The organism is Sanguibacter sp. Z41_6, from assembly GCF_059621145.1.
The window spans coordinates 19,417-35,503 of the sequence record NZ_JCAQIF010000007.1; the positions used below are offsets into that span (position 1 = coordinate 19,417).

Annotated in this window: 17 protein-coding genes; all 17 read left to right on the forward strand. The window is 71.0% G+C overall.

Annotated elements, in window-relative coordinates; all coding sequences use genetic code 11:
• Positions 1–28: 28 nt before the first annotated feature.
• Positions 29–1,189, forward strand: a complete 1,161-nt coding sequence (locus tag AC54T1_RS13515) for a flagellar hook protein FlgE (RefSeq protein WP_484345908.1) — start codon at positions 29–31, stop codon at positions 1,187–1,189.
• A 201-nt stretch (positions 1,190–1,390) separates the two neighbouring features.
• Positions 1,391–1,765: a flagellar FlbD family protein gene (locus AC54T1_RS13520; protein ID WP_484345907.1), complete on the forward strand. Its 375-nt coding sequence runs from the start codon at positions 1,391–1,393 to the stop codon at positions 1,763–1,765.
• Positions 1,765–2,532, forward strand: a complete 768-nt coding sequence (locus tag AC54T1_RS13525; protein ID WP_484345906.1) for a motility protein A — start codon at positions 1,765–1,767, stop codon at positions 2,530–2,532. Before AC54T1_RS13520 ends, AC54T1_RS13525 begins: the two co-directional genes overlap by 1 nt.
• Positions 2,529–3,410, forward strand: a complete 882-nt coding sequence (locus AC54T1_RS13530) for a flagellar motor protein MotB (RefSeq protein WP_484345905.1) — start codon at positions 2,529–2,531, stop codon at positions 3,408–3,410. The genes AC54T1_RS13525 and AC54T1_RS13530 overlap by 4 nt, the downstream gene beginning before the upstream one ends.
• A 6-nt stretch (positions 3,411–3,416) precedes the next feature.
• Positions 3,417–3,923, forward strand: a complete 507-nt coding sequence (locus AC54T1_RS13535) for a flagellar basal body-associated FliL family protein (protein WP_496912262.1) — start codon at positions 3,417–3,419, stop codon at positions 3,921–3,923.
• A 193-nt stretch (positions 3,924–4,116) separates the two neighbouring features.
• Positions 4,117–5,052 carry a flagellar motor switch protein FliM gene (locus AC54T1_RS13540; protein WP_484345903.1) on the forward strand — a complete coding sequence of 312 codons (936 nt, stop codon included), beginning with the start codon at positions 4,117–4,119 and terminating at the stop codon, positions 5,050–5,052.
• Positions 5,049–5,753, forward strand: coding sequence for a flagellar motor switch protein FliN (fliN, locus tag AC54T1_RS13545; protein ID WP_484345902.1), 705 nt, complete (start codon positions 5,049–5,051; stop codon positions 5,751–5,753). Before AC54T1_RS13540 ends, fliN begins: the two co-directional genes overlap by 4 nt.
• The gene (locus tag AC54T1_RS13550; protein ID WP_496912263.1) at positions 5,753–6,361 is read left to right on the forward strand and encodes a FliO/MopB family protein; all 609 of its coding nucleotides are present in this window, start codon (positions 5,753–5,755) and stop codon (positions 6,359–6,361) included. Before fliN ends, AC54T1_RS13550 begins: the two co-directional genes overlap by 1 nt.
• The gene (fliP, locus tag AC54T1_RS13555; RefSeq protein WP_484345900.1) at positions 6,358–7,200 is read left to right on the forward strand and encodes a flagellar type III secretion system pore protein FliP; all 843 of its coding nucleotides are present in this window, start codon (positions 6,358–6,360) and stop codon (positions 7,198–7,200) included. The genes AC54T1_RS13550 and fliP overlap by 4 nt, the downstream gene beginning before the upstream one ends.
• 8 nt (positions 7,201–7,208) lie before the next feature.
• Positions 7,209–7,481 (forward strand): flagellar biosynthesis protein FliQ, encoded by a 273-nt coding sequence (fliQ, locus tag AC54T1_RS13560; protein ID WP_484345899.1) that lies wholly within the window; start codon positions 7,209–7,211, stop codon positions 7,479–7,481.
• Positions 7,482–7,486: 5 nt separating this feature from the next.
• A complete protein-coding gene (locus tag AC54T1_RS13565; RefSeq protein ID WP_484345898.1) occupies positions 7,487–8,245 on the forward strand; it encodes a flagellar biosynthetic protein FliR in 759 nt (252 codons plus the stop codon).
• Positions 8,242–9,384: an EscU/YscU/HrcU family type III secretion system export apparatus switch protein gene (locus AC54T1_RS13570; protein WP_484345897.1), complete on the forward strand. Its 1,143-nt coding sequence runs from the start codon at positions 8,242–8,244 to the stop codon at positions 9,382–9,384. Before AC54T1_RS13565 ends, AC54T1_RS13570 begins: the two co-directional genes overlap by 4 nt.
• Positions 9,385–9,496: 112 nt before the next feature.
• The gene (locus AC54T1_RS13575; protein WP_496912264.1) at positions 9,497–11,554 is read left to right on the forward strand and encodes a flagellar biosynthesis protein FlhA; all 2,058 of its coding nucleotides are present in this window, start codon (positions 9,497–9,499) and stop codon (positions 11,552–11,554) included.
• Positions 11,532–12,839, forward strand: coding sequence for a hypothetical protein (locus AC54T1_RS13580; RefSeq protein ID WP_496912265.1), 1,308 nt, complete (start codon positions 11,532–11,534; stop codon positions 12,837–12,839). Before AC54T1_RS13575 ends, AC54T1_RS13580 begins: the two co-directional genes overlap by 23 nt.
• Before the next feature lie 57 nt (positions 12,840–12,896).
• A complete protein-coding gene (gene csrA / locus AC54T1_RS13585; protein ID WP_484345894.1) occupies positions 12,897–13,199 on the forward strand; it encodes a carbon storage regulator CsrA in 303 nt (100 codons plus the stop codon).
• A 108-nt stretch (positions 13,200–13,307) separates the two neighbouring features.
• Positions 13,308–15,611: a chemotaxis protein CheA gene (locus AC54T1_RS13590; RefSeq protein WP_496912266.1), complete on the forward strand. Its 2,304-nt coding sequence runs from the start codon at positions 13,308–13,310 to the stop codon at positions 15,609–15,611.
• The gene (locus AC54T1_RS13595) at positions 15,611–16,030 is read left to right on the forward strand and encodes a chemotaxis protein CheW (protein ID WP_484345892.1); all 420 of its coding nucleotides are present in this window, start codon (positions 15,611–15,613) and stop codon (positions 16,028–16,030) included. The genes AC54T1_RS13590 and AC54T1_RS13595 overlap by 1 nt, the downstream gene beginning before the upstream one ends.
• The last annotated feature ends 57 nt before the right edge of the window (positions 16,031–16,087 follow it).

A 16,087-nucleotide genomic window follows, 5' to 3' on the forward strand; every position in this document is an offset into this window, starting at 1 on the left:
CGCAGCACGTCCCCGAAGGGAACCTCCCATGCTCCGCTCACTCTTCTCCGGCATCTCCGGCCTCCGCAGCCACCAGACCATGCTCGACGTCACCGGCAACAACATCGCCAACGTCAACACCACCGGCTTCAAGTCCTCGCAGACGCAGTTCAAGGACACCCTCAGCCAGGTCCTCACCAACGCCGGTGGCGCCCAGGCGGGCATCGGTGGCACGAACCCCGCGCAGGTCGGCCTCGGCGTCCAGGTCGCCGGCATCACGACGAACTTCACGCAGGGCGCCACCCAGGTGACCAACCGGAGCACCGACATGGCGATCTCCGGCGACGGCTTCTTCGTCGTGAGCAAGAACGGCGAGAACTTCTACACGCGCTCCGGGGCCTTCGACTTCGACGCCAACGGCAACCTCGTCACCGGCGAGGGTGCGCTCGTCCAGGGCTGGGGCGCCGTCAACGGCGTCGTCGACCCCAACGGACCGCTCACCGCGCTGCGCCTGCCGACGACCGCGCTCACCGCCGCGAGCGCCACCAGCGGACTGACGTTCAGCGGGAACCTCCCGTCCGACGCCGAGAACGGCACGGTGCTCACCCGCCCGGTCGAGGTGTTCGACACGCTCGGCAACGCCCGCATGGTCGACCTGACGTTCACGAAGGCAGCGGCCGGGTGGTCCGTCGCCGCGGGCGGGGCCACGCAGCCCGTGTCGTTCGACGCGAACGGCGCCCTCGTCGCGCCGCAGACCCTCGCGGTCGACGGCCTGCCCGTCGACCTGTCCACCGTCACCGGGTTCGCCAAGGTCACCACCATCAACGGGGACGCGGTGGACGGTCAGCAGGCCGGCACGCTCCAGTCCTTCACCATCAACGCCGACGGCACGATCATGGGCTCGTTCTCCAACGGTCTGAAGTCCCCGGTCGGACGTATCGCGCTCGGCACCTTCGCCAACCCCGTGGGTCTCGAGAAGGCAGGCGGGTCGCTCTACTCCACCACGGTCAACTCCGGTGCCCCCCAGATCGGCACCGCAGGGACCGGCGGTCGCGGTGGCCTCGTGGGCGGCGCGCTGGAGATGTCGAACGTCGACCTCTCGCAGGAGTTCACGAACCTCATCATCGCCCAGCGAGGATTCCAGGCGAACTCCCGCGTCATCACGACCTCCGACGAGATGCTCCAGGAGCTCGTCAACCTCAAGCGCTGACGCTCGCAGGCCCGTGGGCCGCCGGGTGCGCGGGCGATGCCCGCCCGCGCACCCGGCCAGCTGCCGCCGCGGGCTGCGACGCGGTCATTCTCACCTCGTACGCTCCCGGCGCAGGCCTCATATCCGGCACCGAGCGGCCGAATAGCCCCGTGACGGGTTCATGGACGGACCCGAGCACCACTCCAGGGATGGAACGAACACGTGATAGTCGTGACCCGCCTCAACGGCCCCCCCTTCGCGGTCAACCCTGACCTCGTGCAGCGCATCGACAGCGCACCGGACACGATCCTCACCCTCGTCGACGGCACCAAGTACATCGTCCAGGAGACGATGGACGAGGTCATCGACCTCGTCAACGAGCACCGTTCCCGCATGATCGCCCGGTCCCAGGAGATCCAGCGCGACGACGCCCGCCCGCCCAGCGGTGCGACACCCGTCGCCCGCACCCTGCGCAGCGCTCCCGCGCTCCCGGAGCACCCTGACGACTCCGACCTCGAGGAAGCCCTGCGGCTCGTGCGACGCGAGCGGCAGCCCGACCTCGCGCTCGTCCGGCCGTCCGTCGACGAGGAGCGCTGATGGATCCCGCGACCCTCATCGGGCTCGTCGTGGCGTTCGGCGCCATCCTCGTCGCCATCCTCCTCGAGGGCGCGAGCCCCATGTCCGTGCTGCTGCCCGCGCCGATGATCCTCGTGTTCGTCGCGACGTTCGGCGTCACGCTCGCCGGGGGCACCCTCAAGGACACCATCGGTGCGCTCAAGGCCGTGCCGGGTGCGTTCACCCGCAAGCCGCGCCCCGCGCACGAGTCCATCGAGACGATCGTCGGCCTCGCCGACCGTGCCCGTCGCGAAGGGCTCCTCGCGCTCGAGGACGCCGCGCGGGACATCGACGACGAGTTCCTGCAGTCCGGGCTGCGGTCCGCGATCGACGGCACCGACCCCGAGGACCTGCGCGCCATCCTCGAGGACCGCATCCACTCCAAGCGGCAGTCGGACAAGACGTCGTACAAGTTCTTCAACGACATGGGCGGGTACGCGCCGACGATCGGCATCGTCGGCACGGTCGTGTCCCTCGTGCACGTCCTCGAGAACCTCGCCGACCCGTCCGAGCTCGGGCACATGATCGCCGCGGCGTTCGTCGCGACCCTCTGGGGCATCATGTCCGCGAACGTCATGTGGCTCCCGATGGGCAACCGCCTCAAGCGGCTCTCCGAGCTCGAGTGCGCACAGATGGAGCTCGTCCTCGAGGGTCTGCTCTCCGTGCAGGCCGGCGCCAACCCCCGGCTCGTCGGCGAACGCCTGCGCAGCCTGCTGCCCGCGGACGAGCGCGTCAAGGACGCCGCATGAGCAGCGCCGGGCGCCGCGGAGGCCGCAAGGTCCTCGAGGAGGAGCACGTCAACCACGAGCGGTGGCTCGTGAGCTACGCGGACATGATGACCGTGCTCGTCGCCCTCTTCATCGTGCTCTACGCCATCAGCCAGGTGGACCAGGACAAGTTCGACTCGCTGCGCCAGTCGCTGGCCGCCGGGTTCGGTGCACCGCAGGTGTCGATCCTCACCGACGGCGCCGGCCCCCTGCCGGAGACGAGCAGCCAGGTGGTGGTCCCGACGATCGACGAGATCGTCCCCACCATCGACGAGACCGCGAAGCACGACCAGGCCTCCACCCCGACCGACGTCGACGCCATCGACCCGACGGACCTCGCCTCGGCGCGCGCCGAGTACCAGAGCCTCGAGAGCCTCGCAGCGCAGATCGAGGCCGCCCTCACCACCCAGGGCCTGCAGGGCGTGCTCCAGTTCAAGGTCGACGAACGTGGGCTCGTCATCGGCATGGTGACGGACGAGGTCTTCTTCGCCGCGGACAGCGCGGACCTCACGCAGACCGCCCAGATCGTCGTCGACACCATCTCCCCCTTCGTCGCGGCCCTGCCCAACGAGGTGTCGATCGAGGGGCACGCCAACGCCGTCCCCACGGCGCGCTACGCGACGAACTGGGAGCTGTCGTCCGACCGCGCGACCCAGGTGCTGCGGCGCATGGTGGAGTCCGGCCAGGTGCCCGGGGCACGCGTCGCCGCCGTCGGTTTCGGTGAGGCGCGGCCCCTGCTGCCCAACGAGTCCGCAGAAGGTCTGTCCGCCAACCGGCGCGTCGACCTCGTCGTCCTGAGCGACCAGCCGGAGCGCGTGCGCGAGCTCCTGCCCCTGGTCCCGACCCTCCCGGAGGGGTGAGCACCCGTGCCCATCGAGCAACGCATCGTCAACGCGCCCGTCAGGCCCACGGCCCGCGGTGCCGCAGCCGGCATCACCCCGCGCTCGGAGCAGCCCGCCAGCACCGAGGAGAGCCCGCCGAAGAGCAAGAAGAAGCTCCTCGTCATCCTGGCCACCGTCCTCGTGGCCATCGGCGCCGGCGCCTACTTCTTCCTCTTCGCGGGCGGCGAGCCCGCGGAGGAACCCGCACCCGTCCCGGGTGAGGTGCTCACCGTCGAGGCCATGAGCATCAACCTCGCGGACGACCACTACCTGCGCCTGGGCCTCGGTCTGCAGCTCACCGAGGGCGCCCACGAGCTCAACTCCGCGAAGGCCCGCGACGCGGCCATCGCCCTGTTCTCGGGGAGGACGGTCGCCGAGATCGCCGACCCCGCCACGCGCGACGCCCTCAAGGCCGAGCTCGCGCACACCCTCCACGAGGCGTACGAGGGCGAGGTGATCGATGTCTACCTGACCGACTACGTCACGCAGTGAGCACACGCTCACGGTGACCCGTCACCCCCGTCATGACCGGCACGGATGCCGGTGAGTCGCCGGCGCCATGGAGGGCGCCGAACAACGCTGCGCGGCAGGATGCCACGCAGAGCACGACCCGTCGCGTGCACGGGCGAGGCCGTCACAGGCGCTTTCCCTCATACCAGGCACCCTCGCGCCGATGGTGGCATGCGTGACGGTTCAGGACATGGCGCGCGGCAGCGCCCGACGACAGCGCACGGGGAACCCCGAGGCGTACGACTTCCGTCGGCCCATGACACTCGTGCGTGAGCACGGTCGTGTGTTCGAGATGGCCTTCGAGACCTTCGCCCGGCAGCTCGGCACCCAGCTCACCTCCCGCCTGCGGGTCATGGTCACCGCGACGCTCGACAACGTCGGGATGGTGTCGTACGACGAGTACGTCCGCACGCTCCCCACGCACACGACGATGGTCCTGTGCGCCGTCGAGCAGAGCCGCTCCACCGCGGTCCTGCAGGTCCCGAGCGCGACCACGCTGCTGTGGATCGACTACGTGCTCGGCGGACCAGGCCTCGTCCGTGACGAGGAGCCGCGCGAGCTCACCGAGATCGAGACGACGCTCGTCACCGACATCCTCTCCAGCGCCACCGCCGACCTGCGCTACGCCTTCGCGGCCGTCGTGCCGCTCGACCTGCGGGTGCGGTCGATCCAGTACAGCCCCCAGTTCGTCCAGGCTGCCCCTGCCTCCGAGGCGGTCATCGTCGCGACCTTCGCGCTCGGGATCGCCGAGCACTCGACGTCGATGACGATCATGGTCCCCGCGGACGTCCTGCTCACCCCCCTCGTCGCGGGCGAGGGCGTCGAGGTCCGCACCGCCGAGGAGCAGCAGAGCAGGGCCGAGGCGAGCCACCGCCTGCACCAGTCCATCCAGACCGTCCCCGTCGACGTCTCGGTGCGCCTGTCACCCCGCACGATCCACCCGCGCGACGTCCTCGACCTCGCCGTCGGTGAGGTCGTGCGCCTCAACCACCCGGTCGCGCGCCCCCTCGACGTCGTCGTCGACGGCCGCGTCCTGGCCCGCGGCGTCGCCGGGAACAACGGACGCCAACTTGCCTGCAAGATCGTGGATGCTGAGGAGAACGACCGATGAACACTGCTCCTGCCGGACAGGACGCCGCCCGCCGGGCGGCCGACGCCCTGGCCCGCCTCGTCCCGTCCGACGTCCCGCTCGTCGCGGTCGCCCGGACCGACGGCTCGGGTCCGGCACCGGACGAGGTGAGCATCGCCGCGTCGTTCGTCGGCTCCCGGAGCGCGGAGCTCGTCGTCGTGGCGCGCGCCGCGGTCGAGGACGCGCTCGCGGGCGCGGGTCCCTCCGTGTCCGTCGCCGACGCCCTGCGGCCCGCGCTCGAGGCCGCCGCCGCGACGCTCGGCGAGGGCGTCCTCGACGACGCCCGGATGCACGACGCCGCGTCGGCGTTCCTGCCCGGCACCCACGTCTTCACGCTCGAGGCCGCCGGCGAGGTCCGCGGGTGGTTCGGGTTCCGTGAGCGTGCCGAGCGCGCACCCTCCACCCCGGCCTCCACCGGGACGGGCAGCGGCGCGGCCGACCTGCGTCTGCTCTACGACGTGGAGATGACGCTCACCGCGGAGATCGGGCGCGCCAAGCTGCCCGTCCGGCAGGTCCTCGACCTCACGCCCGGCACCGTCATCGAGCTCGACCGCGTGGCCGGCAGCCCCGCAGACCTCATGGTCAACGGCCGCCTCATCGCACGCGGTGAGGTCGTCGTCATCGACGAGGACTACGGGCTGCGCATCACGGAGATCGTCGACCACTCGGAGGCGCAGTCCTGATGGACTATGCCGTCCTCGCGCTGCGGACCGTCCTGTCGTTGACGGCGGTCCTCGGTCTCATCTGGTACGCCGGCCGTCGCTTCAACGACGCCGCGAACGGCAATGGCGGGGACGGTCCTGTCGGACGACTGCTGGCCCGGCTCCAGGGCACCACACCGGCCCGACGCCCGGGCACCGCGCGCCGCCCCCGGCGTGGGGGACCGGCCGTCGAGGTCACGGTCGTCGGACGCCAGGCCGTGGGCCCGAAGGCCACGGTGACCGTGGTCGACGTCGGTGGGCAGCGCCTCGTCCTGGGCGTGAGCGAGGCCGGCGTGACCGTGCTGAGCACCCTCGAGGTGCCGGACGCGTTCGACGCCGTCATCGAGGGAGCCGCGGCCGCCGAGGCCGCCCAGATGGAGAAGACGCCAGCTGTACCCGCACCGGTAGCACCCGCCGCGACCAGCGGCACGGACCCGCACGCCGAGGTCCGTGAGGAGATCGACGTCGCCGCCGTCCTCGCCGGAGCTCCGGCCCCGGTGCGCGCCGGGGCGCTCGACAACTCGATCCTGTCGCCCTCGACGTGGCGCCAGGCCCTCGACGTCATGCAGGGGCGCACGGTCCGACGATGACGACGACACTCCAGGCATCGCCCGTCGTGGGACGGGGGGTGCGAGCCCTCCTGCTCGCACTGACCGTCGCGCTCATGGCGTTCGCCGGGGTCCTCGCCTCCACCACGGCCGCCCACGCCGCCCCCGGCGACCCGGACCCGGTCGTGACGATCGACCCGGTCGCACCGGTCGACGCCCCGGTCATCTCCGTCGACCTCGGTGGCGAGAACGGCACCCCGAGCAGCTCGATCGTCGTCCTCCTCGGCATCACGCTGCTGTCCGTGGTGCCGTCGGTGCTGCTCATGATGACGAGCTTCACGAAGATCTTCGTGGTCCTCGCCCTGACCCGCAACGCCCTCGGTCTCACCGGGGTCCCCCCCAACCAGGTCCTCGCAGGCCTCGCCCTCTTCCTCAGCCTGTTCATCATGGGACCGGTCCTCGGAGACGTGAACACCGCAGGCGTGCAGCCCTACCTGGACGGAGGCCTGGACTTCTCGGCGGCCGTCGAGGCCGGCTCGGCCCCGCTGCGGGAGTTCATGCTCGGCCAGACGCGGGAGGAGGACATCGCGCTCCTCACCCGCGCCGCCGACCTCGCCAACCCCGAGGACCCGGCGTCCGTGCCGATGCTCACGCTCATCCCGGCGTTCATGCTCTCCGAGCTGCGGGCCGCGTTCATCATCGGGTTCGTCATCTTCATCCCGTTCCTCATCATCGACCTCGTCGTCTCGGCCGCGCTCATGTCGATGGGCATGATGATGCTCCCGCCGGTGATGATCTCGCTGCCCTTCAAGATCCTCCTCTTCGTCCTCGTCGACGGGTGGGGACTGATCATCACAGCCCTCGTCGGCAGCTACCGGTAGGGGCACGCATGGACACCTCAGCAGTCCTCGACATCGGCGTGCAGGGACTCATCGTCGCCGCGAAGCTCTGCGCCCCGGTGCTCGTCACCGCGCTCGTCGTCGGGTTCGCCGTCTCCCTCCTGCAGTCGATCACCCAGATCCAGGAGGTGACCCTGAGCTTCGTGCCCAAGGCCATCGCCGTGGCGCTCGCGCTGCTCGTCTGCGGGCACTGGATGATCGCCGAGATGGTGGCGTTCACCAACGAGCTGTTCGGGCGCATCCCGTCCCTCCTCGGCGGGTGAGCCGCATGACCCTGAGCATGTCCGTCGGCGCCCTCGAGTCCCTCATGCTCATCGGGGTGCGCATCGTCGCGTTCCTCGTCATCGCCCCGCCCTTCTCCCACCGGGGCATCCCCGCGACCGTCAAGGTCATGCTCGCGATGGGCCTCGCCCTCGCGGTCGCCCCCGCGGTCTCAGCACCCGCCTCGACGAGCACCGGCGCGTACGTCGGCGCCCTCGTCTGGCAGGTCGTCATCGGACTCGCGCTCGGGTTCCTCGTCTACCTCGTGTTCTCGGCGGTCCAGTCTGCCGGCAGCCTCATCGACCTCATGGGTGGCTTCTCCCTCGCCCAGGGGTTCGACCCGATGAGCCAGGTCAACGGGGCACAGTTCGCGCGCCTGTACCAGCTCACGGCGATCGTCCTGCTGTTCGTCTCCGACGGCTACCAGCTGGTGATCGGCGGCCTCGTCCGGACCTTCGACGCGCTGCCGCTCGACGCGGCGCTCGACCTCGGGCAGGTCGGTGGCGCCCTGACCACCGGCCTGACCGGCATGTTCCTCGCGACGCTGCAGATCGCCGGGCCGCTCGTCGTCGTCCTCTTCCTCGCCGACGTCGGCCTCGGCCTGCTCACCCGCGTCGCTCCCGCGCTCAACGCGTTCGCCCTCGGCTTCCCCCTGAAGATCTTCCTCACGCTCAGCCTGTCGTCGCTGACCTTCCTCGCCCTGCCCCGCATCGTCGAGGCACTCACCGGCACGGCCCTCGAGACGATGCTGGGGGTGACGCGATGAGCGACGGCGACTCCGGCGAGAAGACCGAGAACGCCACACCGAAGCGGATGAAGCAGGTCCGCAAGGAAGGCTCTCTCCAGAAGTCCCAGGACCTCAGCGCCTGGATCGGCATCGGCGGTGCTGTCATCACGATGCCGATGGTCCTCGACCGTGGCGCCGAGGCAGCCGTCGAGCAGCTCGCGGCGGTCCGGGTGACGATCGCGGACCCGGACCCGTCCCGCGTCGTCGACCTCCTCGGGTCCGGCATGGGCTCGATCCTCGTCTCGACCGCCCCGATGCTCGTCGTCGTCGTCCTCGCAGCGATCATCGGCAACGCCGCCCAGGGCGGCGTGCACATCGCGGGCAAGAAGCTCAAGCCGAGGTTCAACCAGTTCAACCTCGTCAAGGGCGTGAAGAACACGTTCGGTGGGCAGGCGATGTGGCAGGGCGTCAAGGCGCTCGCCAAGACGGCCGTCGTCGGCACCGTCCTCTACCTCGCGGTGCAGAAGCTCTTGCCGGTGCTCCTCACCGCCGGCGGACTCTCGATCGACGCGCTCCTGCAGACGGCCACGGGTGGCATCGGCACGCTCCTGTGGAGCGCCGTCGCCGCCGGCATCGCGCTGGCCATCGCCGACGTCGTGGTCGTCATGAAGCGCAACCGCAAGAAGACCCGGATGTCGATGTACGAGGTCAAGCAGGAGCACAAGCAGTCCGAGGGCGACCCCCAGCTCAAGGGCGCCATCCGTTCCAAGCAGATCGCGATGAGCCGCAACCGGATGATCGCGTCGGTCGCCGACGCCGACGTCGTGCTCGTCAACCCGACGCACGTCGCCGTCGCCCTGAAGTACGAGCCGGGGACGGGCGCTCCGCGGGTCGTAGCGAAGGGCGCCGGGCACGTCGCCGCGCGCATCCGCGAGCAGGCCACGCTCAAGCGGGTCCCGATGATCGAGGACGTGCCGCTCGCCCGTGCGCTGCACGGCGCGTGCGACGTCGGCCAGGAGATCCCCGCCGACCTCTACACCGCGGTCGCCCAGGTGCTGGCGTTCGTCATGGCGCTCAAGCGCCGCGGCGCGGCGAGCGGCGGGGCCCGGAAGATGCCGACCCCGACGACGGTGCCACCACGGGACACGACCGCGGCCGGTCATCGGGTGCCGGCGTGAGCCCGCCCCGCGGTCCCGCCGCCGCCCGCCCGCACCCGATCAGCGCACACCTCATCAGCACACACCCCCGCAGCACAGGCAGCAGCACCCACCAGAAGGAGGTCCGGTCCTCGTGAAGAACCGTGACGTGGCCAAGATGGCCGTCCCCGTCGGCGTCGTCGGGATCGTGCTCCTCCTCGTGGTGCCCCTGCCCGCCGGGATGCTCGACTTCCTCATCGTCGTGAACATCGTCATGTCGCTCGTCATCCTCCTCACGACGATGTACGTCAAGCGGCCGCTCGACTTCTCCGTGTTCCCCTCGCTCATCCTCGTCGCGACGCTGTTCCGGCTCGGCCTCAACGTCGCCTCGACGAGGCTCGTGCTGCGCGACGGCTACGCGGGCGAGGTCATCGGGGCGTTCGGCCACTTCGTCGTGGGCGGCTCGCTCATCATCGGCCTCGTCATCTTCCTCATCCTCGTGGTCATCCAGTTCGTCGTCATCACCAACGGTGCTGGCCGCGTCGCGGAGGTCGGTGCCCGGTTCACCCTCGACGCCATGCCCGGCAAGCAGATGGCCATCGACGCCGACCTCAACTCCGGGCTCATCACCGAGGAGCAGGCGCGCCAGCGGCGAGCGGACGTGGCGGCGGAGGCGGACTTCTACGGCGCGATGGACGGTGGGTCGAAGTTCGTCAAGGGCGACGCGATCGCCGGCATCATCATCACCGTCATCAACCTCGTCGGCGGCATCGCGATCGGCCTGCTGCAGCGCGGCATGGAGGTCGGCGAGGCCATCGAGACGTACAGCCTCCTGACCATCGGCGACGGCCTCGTCACGCAGATCCCGGCGCTCCTGCTGTCCGTCTCCACCGGCCTCATCGTCACCCGGGCGACCGCTGACGCGGACCTCGGCACCTCCACGAGCAAGCAGCTCTCGCAGTCGCGCACCTCACTGTCGATCGCCGGCGGGGCCTCGATCGCGCTGGCGCTGCTGCCCGGCATGCCGAAGATGCCGTTCATGATCGTCGGCGTGCTGCTCCTCGTCGCTTCGCAGCGCGTCAAGGCGGGCGAGGCGCGGGCCGAGAAGGAGGCCGCGGTCAACGACGCCGTCGCGGTCGCGGGTCCCGCTCCGGACAGCCCGGAGCGGCTCATCGAGGAGATGCGGGTCTCCGCGCTGGAGATCCTCCTCGCACCCGACCTCGTCGACCTCGTCAACAGCGGGTCCGACGACGACCTCCTCGCCCGGATCCGCGGGTTGCGACGCAAGATCGCCCTGGAGCTCGGCGTCGTCGTGCCCCCCGTGCGCACCCGCGACTCCGTCGAGCTGCCCGCCTCGACCTACGTCCTGCGCATCTCGGGGGTGGAGGCGGCCCGCGGCGAGGTCCCGCCCGGGCGCGTGCTCGCGCTCGGCGACGACCTCGGGTCGCTCCCGGGGACGCAGGTGCACGAGCCCGTCTTCGGTCTCGCCGGCAAGTGGGTGCCCGCGGAGATGCGCTTCGCGGCCGAGATGACCGGCGCGACGGTCGTCGACCGCGTGTCGGTGCTCATCACGCACCTGAGCAACGTCATCACGCAGAATGCCGACCGCCTGCTCAGCCGGGAGGACGTGCGTGTCCTCACCGAGGGGGTCAAGCAGGTCAGCCCGTCCGTCGTCGACGAGCTCGTCCCGGGTCTCCTGTCGCTCGGTGAGGTTCAGCGGGTGCTCCAGCGGCTGCTCGCCGAGCAGGTGCCCATCCGGGACCTCGGACGCATCTACGAGGCCCTCTCGCTGCGTGCGAAGGTGAGCACCGACCCCGAGGGGCTCGTGGAGGCCGTGCGGCTCACCCTCGCTCCTGCGCTCAGCGCACAGCACGCGCGCGACGGCATCCTGCGCGTCATGACGATGGACCCCGCCCTCGAGCAGGCGCTGCTCGAGGGCCTGCGCCCGGGGGAGCAGGGCACCCAGATCCTCCTCGACCCCACGCGACTCGAAGGGATGCTGCGGTCCTTCGCGACGGGCCGCGCCGCGGTCGAGAACCAGGGGCACTCCGTCGTGCTCGTGTGCGCGCCGGCGCTGCGACCCGCACTGCACAACCTCATCGCGCTCCACCACGGGGAGGCCCCCGTACTCTCCTACTCTGAGGTCACCGGTTCGGGGCTGACGATCGAAGCCGTGGGAGTGGTCCGTGATGCCGAAGCGATTGCTGCTTGAGGGCGGGGACCTCCAGGAGCTCCTCCTGCGGGTCCGCGCCGAGATGGGTCCGGCCGCGAAGGTCATCAAGGCCGAGCGGGTGCGTACCGGGGGGATCGCCGGGTTCTTCGCCAAGGAGCACTTCGAGCTGACCGTCGAGGTGCCCGAGGCGGAGCGGCCCGCGTCGTCCGTGCCGACGGGCGTTGCCCGCCCACCCGTCCCGTCCACGGCGCGAGGAGGCCCGGTGCCCGCGGCGTCCGGGTTGGACGCGCTCCTCGCCGCGGCCGACGCCGCCGACGTGCACGACGACGCCCCGGTGTCCACGGAGCAGGACTCCTTCGCGTCCATCCTCGACTCCGTCCGCCAGCTCGCGACGCAGACGCGCGAGGACGCGCGGACGAACCGACAGCCGGCGGCCCCCGAGCCTAGCGCCGTCGTCGTCGACCCCGCCCACGGGGAGCCGGTCGTCATCGTCACGGCCGTTCCCGGGGCGCCCGGCGTCGCAGCCACCGCGTCACCCGACGAGGCGGTCGCGCCCGACGAGGCACTCGGACCTGACGAGGCGGTCGTGCCCGACGGCGGCACGGGCGCCCCGATCATCATCGGGAAGGACGCCCCCGGGGCCGAGTTCGTCGTCATGCGGCCTGCGGGTGCGACGCCCAGCGAGCTGCGCGACGTCGGCTTCCCCCCGGAGATCCTCGCCCAGCTGCCCCCGGGGCAGGGACGGTACGCGCTCTCCCAGGTCTTCTCGCACGTCCCACGGGCGCCGCGACTCGTCCGGGACCCGTCGGCGGTGGTGATCGTGGCGGGCCAGGGCGAGCGGGTCATCGAGTCGGCCGTCGCGCTCGCGCGCAGGCTGGGCCTGCCGGACTCGGGCATCGCCCTCGCCGGGCGCCTGCGACCGCAGCAGGCTTACGGTCCGTGGGTCCTCACGGGTATCTCGGCAAGGCGCCTGCGCGCCGCGACCGTGGAGAGCGAGCAGCCCCTCGTCGTCGCCCTCGGCGTCGGGACGGACGCCTCCGACTGGTCCGTCGCCTCAGGCCTCCTCGGCGCGTTCGACCCCGACCAGCTCTGGGCGGACGTCGAGGCGGACCGCAGCGCGCTCGACACCCGGCGGTGGCTGCGCGCCGTCGGCCACGCCCGACCCTTCGACGCGCTCGCGGTGCGGAACGTCGCCGCGAGCGCCGCTCCGGCCGCGGTGCTCGACCTCGGCGTCCCCGTCGGCACCATCGACGCGCTGCCCGCGACGGCCACCGTCTGGGCCGCCGCGGTGAGCGAACGCCTCGAGGACCCCGTCTGGGACTGAGCAGTCCGTCGCTGCGCCCCCGCGAGGTCGGCGGAGCGCTGGGGTAGTCTCGGTCACATGCTGGTGCTGAGTCGACGCGTGGGGGAGAAGCTCCTCATCGGGGACGACATCGTCATCACCATCATCGACACCCGTGGCGACGGGGTCCGGATCGGGATCGACGCACCGAGGTCGATGCGGGTGCACCGCGCCGAGGTCCTCGAAGCCGTCCGGCACACGAACCTCGAGGCGGTGAGCTCCGGCGACGACGCCGAGGCCCTGCTTCGCAGCCTCGTCCTGCCCCCGGTGCGACGAGCGCCCTCCGTTCCCGCCACGGACGGTCCCACGGCCGGCGACAGGGACTCCGCGCCCTCCGCCTGACCGCTTTTCATCCCGCCACCGCCCGGGCGACCCCTCATATCGCGCGCCGTCCGACCGATTCCAGCACTGACAGGCGTCCCGTCTGTCGTGAGGCGGAGGGGAGCGTCGGTGGACGACATTGACGACATCGTTCGGGAGTTTCTGGTCGAGAGCTACGAGAACCTGGACCAGCTGGACCAGGACCTGGTCGCCCTCGAGGGCGCTCCGGGTTCCCGCGACCTGCTCTCCAGCGTGTTCCGCACGATCCACACGATCAAAGGGACGAGCGGCTTCCTCGCCTTCGGCGACCTCGAGCGGGTCGCGCACGTCGGCGAGTCCTTGCTCGTCGAGCTGCGCGACGGCCGCCGTGTCATGGACCAGCACACGACCGACGTGCTCCTCACGATGGTCGACACGATCCGCGAGCTCCTCACGAGCATCGAGGCGACCGGCGGGGAGAGCGGCGTCGAGGTGGGTCCCGCGATCCGCGTGATCCAGGCCTGCCTGGACACGCCACCGCAGCCTGCCGTGCCTGCGCCCGCGCCTGCCGCGCCCGTCACCACCGCGCCTGCCGCGCCCGTCACCACCACGCCGACCGCGCCCGACGGTGCGGTGGTCCTGTCCGGCTCGACGCCGCTCCCCGTCATCCCCCTGCTCGCCATCCCCGGCGCGCCCTCCCTGACCGCGCCGCCGTCATCACCCCCCGTGCAGCAGCAGGAGACCACCTCCCCGAGGAGCTCGGGCGACACGTCCATCCGCGTCGATGTCGACCTCCTCGACGCGCTCATGCGGCAGGTCGGCGAGCTCGTCCTCGTCCGCAACCAGATCGCGCAGCTCGCCGGGCTCGACTCGGCTCCCGAGCTCACCCGCTCCTCGCAGCGACTCAATCTCATCGCCTCGGAGCTGCAAGAGGGCGTCATGAAGACGCGGATGCAGCCGATCGAGCACATCTGGTCGAAGATGCCCCGCATCGTGCGCGACCTCGCGGCGTCCTGCGACGTCGACGTGCGCCTCGACATGGTGGGCGGCGACACGGAGCTGGACCGGAGCCTCCTCGAGTCGGTCAAGGATCCGCTCACCCACCTCGTGCGGAACGCGATCGACCACGGGATCGAGGACCGGGCGACCCGGCTACGGGCCGGGAAGCCGGCCGCTGGCGTGCTCACGCTGCGCGCGTACCACGCGGGCGGACAGGTCATGGTCGAGGTGCGGGACGACGGCGCGGGCATCGATCCGCAGCGCGTCGCCGCCAAGGCCGTCGAACGTGGGCTGCGCACGCCCGAGCAGCTCGACCTCATGTCACCCACAGAGGTGCTCAACCTCGTCTTCCTCCCTGGGTTCTCCACCGCGGCCGTCGTGACCAACGTGTCCGGCCGTGGCGTCGGCATGGACGTCGTGCGCAGCAACATCGAGGAGATCGGCGGGGCCGTCGAGGTCGAGAGCGAGGTCGGTCGCGGCACGACGTGGCGCCTACGGATCCCGTTGACCCTGGCGATCATGCCGGCTCTGACGGTCCGCAGCGGAGCGGAGATCTACGCCATCCCGCAGGTCAACCTCCAGGAGCTCGTCGCCCTCGACGCGCAGAAGATGCGCGACGCCATCGAGCACGTCGGCAGCGCCGAGGTGTTCCGGCTGCGCGGCTCGCTCCTGCCGCTCGTGCGCCTCTGCGACGTCCTCGAACGCCCGGCGGGCTCCGCCGAGACGTCCGTGATCGCCGTGCTGCAGGCGGACAACCAACGTTTCGGTCTCATCGTCGACCGCGTCCTCAACAACGAGGAGATCGTCGTCAAGCCCCTCGCGGCGCAGCTGAAGTCCATCGGGATCTTCGCGGGCGCGACGCTCATGGGCGACGGGCAGGTCGCGCTCATCCTCGACGTCCAGGCCATCACCCGTCGCTGCTTCTCGGGAGAGAGCACGGAGGTCGACGACCGTCGGTCCGAGGTGGTCACGACCTCCGGCCGCGCCTCCGTCGAGCTTCTCGTCGTCGGCATCGGCCAGGGCCGCCGCGTGGCGATCCCCCTGTCCGCGGTGACCCGGCTCGAGATGATCTCGGCGGACCGCATCGAGCTCGTCGGTGGTCACGAGGTGCTGCAGTACCGGGAGTCCATCGTCCCCGTCACGCGACTGTCCCAGGTCCTCGGGGCGTTCCAGGACGACGGTGCGGAGCTGCCGCTCGTCGTGTTCACGCACGCCGGGCGCACCGTCGCCATGGTCGTCGCGGAGATCATCGAGATCCTCAACGACGAGGGCGCCGAGCGCAGCGCCGTCGACGACATCGGGTTGCTCGGCTCGATCGTCCTCTCCGGGCGGGTCACCGAGCTGCTCGACGTGCCGGCAGCGCTCACCCAGGTCGACCCGCTCTTCTACACGGGGGCCATCACCGGCGCCGGTGACCAGCAGGACGCGCGCGACGCAGAGATGGCAGGTGTGTGATGGCGACCCAGTACGTGACGTTCCGGATCGGTACGGCGTTCTACGGTGTCGAGGTCATGCGGATCTCCGAGACCCTCGGTCACCACCCGCGCACTCCGGTGCCGCTCGCACCGGCAGGGATCGCGGGCCTCGTCAACCTCCGGGGGCAGGTCGTCATGACGGTCGACCTGCGGTCGCGGCTCGGGCTGGAACCCCTCGGCCCGCAGGCGGAGTCGATGATGGTCGTCGTCGAGATCGCCGACGACTCCGTGAGCCTCCTCGTCGACGAGGTCGGTGAGGTCCTCACGCTCGACGACGCCCAGTTCGAATCCCCGCCGGACACTCTCCCGGCGGATGCCAGGGAGCTCATCAGCGGGGCATACAAGCTCGAGCACGGCCTGCTGCTCACTCTCGACGTCGACGCGGCTCTCGCAGCCTGACCAGCCGCCCTCGCGCGCGGTCGCCCGCGCCACCCCCACGCCAGCACGTCGGACAGA

Coding starts and splice junctions, on each gene's coding strand:
- AC54T1_RS13550 (WP_496912263.1), top strand. CDS start 5,753: ATGGACTATGCCGTCCTCGCGCTGCGGACCGTCCTGTCGTTGACGGCG.
- fliP (WP_484345900.1), top strand. CDS start 6,358: ATGACGACGACACTCCAGGCATCGCCCGTCGTGGGACGGGGGGTGCGA.
- csrA (WP_484345894.1), top strand. CDS start 12,897: ATGCTGGTGCTGAGTCGACGCGTGGGGGAGAAGCTCCTCATCGGGGAC.
- AC54T1_RS13595 (WP_484345892.1), top strand. CDS start 15,611: ATGGCGACCCAGTACGTGACGTTCCGGATCGGTACGGCGTTCTACGGT.
- AC54T1_RS13525 (WP_484345906.1), top strand. CDS start 1,765: ATGGATCCCGCGACCCTCATCGGGCTCGTCGTGGCGTTCGGCGCCATC.
- AC54T1_RS13565 (WP_484345898.1), top strand. CDS start 7,487: ATGACCCTGAGCATGTCCGTCGGCGCCCTCGAGTCCCTCATGCTCATC.
- AC54T1_RS13580 (WP_496912265.1), top strand. CDS start 11,532: ATGCCGAAGCGATTGCTGCTTGAGGGCGGGGACCTCCAGGAGCTCCTC.
- AC54T1_RS13515 (WP_484345908.1), top strand. CDS start 29: ATGCTCCGCTCACTCTTCTCCGGCATCTCCGGCCTCCGCAGCCACCAG.
- fliN (WP_484345902.1), top strand. CDS start 5,049: ATGAACACTGCTCCTGCCGGACAGGACGCCGCCCGCCGGGCGGCCGAC.
- AC54T1_RS13530 (WP_484345905.1), top strand. CDS start 2,529: ATGAGCAGCGCCGGGCGCCGCGGAGGCCGCAAGGTCCTCGAGGAGGAG.
- fliQ (WP_484345899.1), top strand. CDS start 7,209: ATGGACACCTCAGCAGTCCTCGACATCGGCGTGCAGGGACTCATCGTC.
- AC54T1_RS13570 (WP_484345897.1), top strand. CDS start 8,242: ATGAGCGACGGCGACTCCGGCGAGAAGACCGAGAACGCCACACCGAAG.